Here is a 2,070-nt window from a genome sequence, read left to right as displayed (position 1 = left end):
ACCTCGGCGCCGGTCTCTTACGCGCGACCGGCAGCGTGACAGGCTCCCGCCACAGCGGCCCGGCCCACCACCTTCGCCGCGCGGCGTACCGCGCGCCGATCGCGGCCGCACAGGCGAGCCACACCAGCAGCAGCACCGACGTCGGCGGGCGGACGAGCAGCCCGAGATGGTAGACGGCGGTCCACACCGCGAAGAGCAGCACGGCGGCGTCGGTGAACCCGTCCACCAGCCGGGTCGCCCGCGCCGGCGCCGCCCGGCCGCTCGTGACTGCGGCGCGGTCCCGCTCCTGGATCACCTGCGTTCCCCCTGTGCGCATGTGCGTGCTCCTCACCGATGCGTCCGCCGGCGGGGGAAGGCCGGGCGCGGTCGAGGACACGGTGCCCGTCAGTGATCTTGTTATGTGTTCGACGCCGGATCCGGACCGGGAGTTGACCCGCACCGGCGATTCGCCTGCCGCCGGGCGCTGGTCGGTCACGAAGAGTCGTCCCCATCGGGCGGATTTACTGCGCTATGCCCGGTGTGGATGGTGTTATTGGGGCGATACCGGAACGAATGGATGTGATGCGCGGTGCGCCACGCGATCGGCTTCTTCCTCGGCGTCCTGCTGACACCCGGGCTGGTGTACGGCGCGGCCTGGGGATACGTGCAGGCCGGCCAGTCCTTCGACGGTACGGGCCAGGAGATCACCGACCGCACCCGCATCTACGGCGCGTTCGCCCTGCTGGCCGCGGTCGGACTGGTGATGGGCGTGATCATCGTGGCGCGGTGGGCGTCGCCGCTGGTCTCGCTCGTCCCCGCGCTGGCGCTGCTCGGCTTCTCCGTCTGGTTCCTCGTCGACCCGGACGGCGTCCTCGACCTGCCGGGCAAGGTGCCGCCCGCCGGCGACATGGACTTCGGGCTGCGCATGCTCCTCGGCTCCGGCGTGTACGGGATGATGGGCCTCGCGCTGCTGATGCCCGCGTGGGCGCCGCGCCGCTGGGGCTCAGGCCGCGACGAGGACACCGGCGACCTGGCCTTCTGACGCGTCCGGCGCTAACACCCCTGCCGCGGCGCGACGGGACGGCCTGAACGGCGGTACGCGTGGTCGCCCCGGTAGAGCCCGGCCAGGACGTCCTCGATCCCGGCCTCCCGCAGCGAGATGTCGCGGACGTCGTGGCTGCGGGTCAGCTCGGCGACGACCGCCGCCGCGTTCGCCGAGCGCGGCAGCCGCAGCCACTGCCGCGGCCCCTCCACCCGCTCCGCCTCGATGCCGTCCAGCGCGATCGGCGGGACCGGCCGGTCCAGCTCGACGACCAGCAGCCGGTCGGCGCCCACGGTGCTGCGCAGCTCGTCCAGCCCGCCGTCGTAGGCGAGCCGGCCGCGGTCGATGATCAGGACCCGGCGGCAGAGCCGCTCGATGTCCCCGAGATCGTGCGTGGTCAGCAGGATCGTCGTGCCGCGCTCGGCGTTGATACGTTCCAGGAAGTCGCGGACGGTCGCCTTGCTCACCACGTCCAGGCCGATCGTCGGCTCGTCCAGGACGAGCAGCTCCGGGTCGTGCAGCAGCGCGGCCGCGAGGTCGCCGCGCATCCGCTGCCCGAGGCTGAGCTGCCGGACCGGCGTGTCCAGGAACGGCTCCAGCTCCAGCAGCGCCGTCAGCTCCGCGAGCCGCTCCCGGTGCGCGGCCGTCTCGACCCGGTACAGCCGCCGGACGAGGGCGAGGCTGTCGCGCAGCGGCAGGTCCCACCACAGGGTCGTCCGCTGCCCGAACACCACCCCGATCCGGCGGGCGAGCGAGGTGCGCCGCCGCGACGGGTCGAGCCCGCACACCCGCAGCCGCCCGGACGACGCCGTGAGGATCCCGGTCAGCATCTTGATCGTCGTGGACTTCCCGGCGCCGTTCGGGCCGAGGTACCCGACGAACTCGCCCGGCTGGACGGTGAACGACACGCCGTCGACCGCGCGCAGCGGCGTCCGCGTCCGCCGCAGCCCGCCCGACCTGGTCCGGACGGTGAACGACTTGACCACGTCCTCGGCCTGGATCATCGTCACCCGGCATCAGCTCCCTGTCGATCGGTAGTGCCGCAGCCC

General features: G+C 73.1%; 3 protein-coding genes. 1 reads left to right on the top strand and 2 read right to left on the bottom strand.

What is annotated here, in order from left to right; all coding sequences use genetic code 11:
• On the bottom strand, positions 1 to 316 hold a 316-nt coding region (locus tag ETD83_RS41495; RefSeq protein WP_138650712.1), incomplete at its 3' end, for a hypothetical protein.
• Positions 317 to 568: 252 nt separating this feature from the next.
• Between ETD83_RS41495 and ETD83_RS41490 the strand changes: the two genes are divergently transcribed.
• Entirely contained in the window at positions 569 to 1,021 is a 453-nt protein-coding gene (locus tag ETD83_RS41490; protein ID WP_138650711.1) for a hypothetical protein, read from the top strand.
• A gap of 11 nt (positions 1,022 to 1,032) precedes the next feature.
• On the opposite strand, the gene ETD83_RS41485 is transcribed toward ETD83_RS41490, so the two are convergent.
• Positions 1,033 to 2,025: an ABC transporter ATP-binding protein gene (locus ETD83_RS41485; RefSeq protein WP_138650713.1), complete on the bottom strand. Its 993-nt coding sequence runs from the start codon at positions 2,023 to 2,025 to the stop codon at positions 1,033 to 1,035.
• Positions 2,026 to 2,070: the final 45 nt, after the last annotated feature.

This window comes from Actinomadura soli, from assembly GCF_005889715.1.
In the GTDB taxonomy this organism is placed as follows: domain Bacteria; phylum Actinomycetota; class Actinomycetes; order Streptosporangiales; family Streptosporangiaceae; genus Spirillospora; species Spirillospora soli.
This window is presented reverse-complemented; position numbering and strand designations above follow the sequence as displayed.

Excerpts from the sequence above, each read along its gene's own strand:
- ETD83_RS41485 (WP_138650713.1), bottom strand. The coding sequence starts at position 2,025 with ATGATCCAGGCCGAGGACGTGGTCAAGTCGTTCACCGTCCGGACCAGG.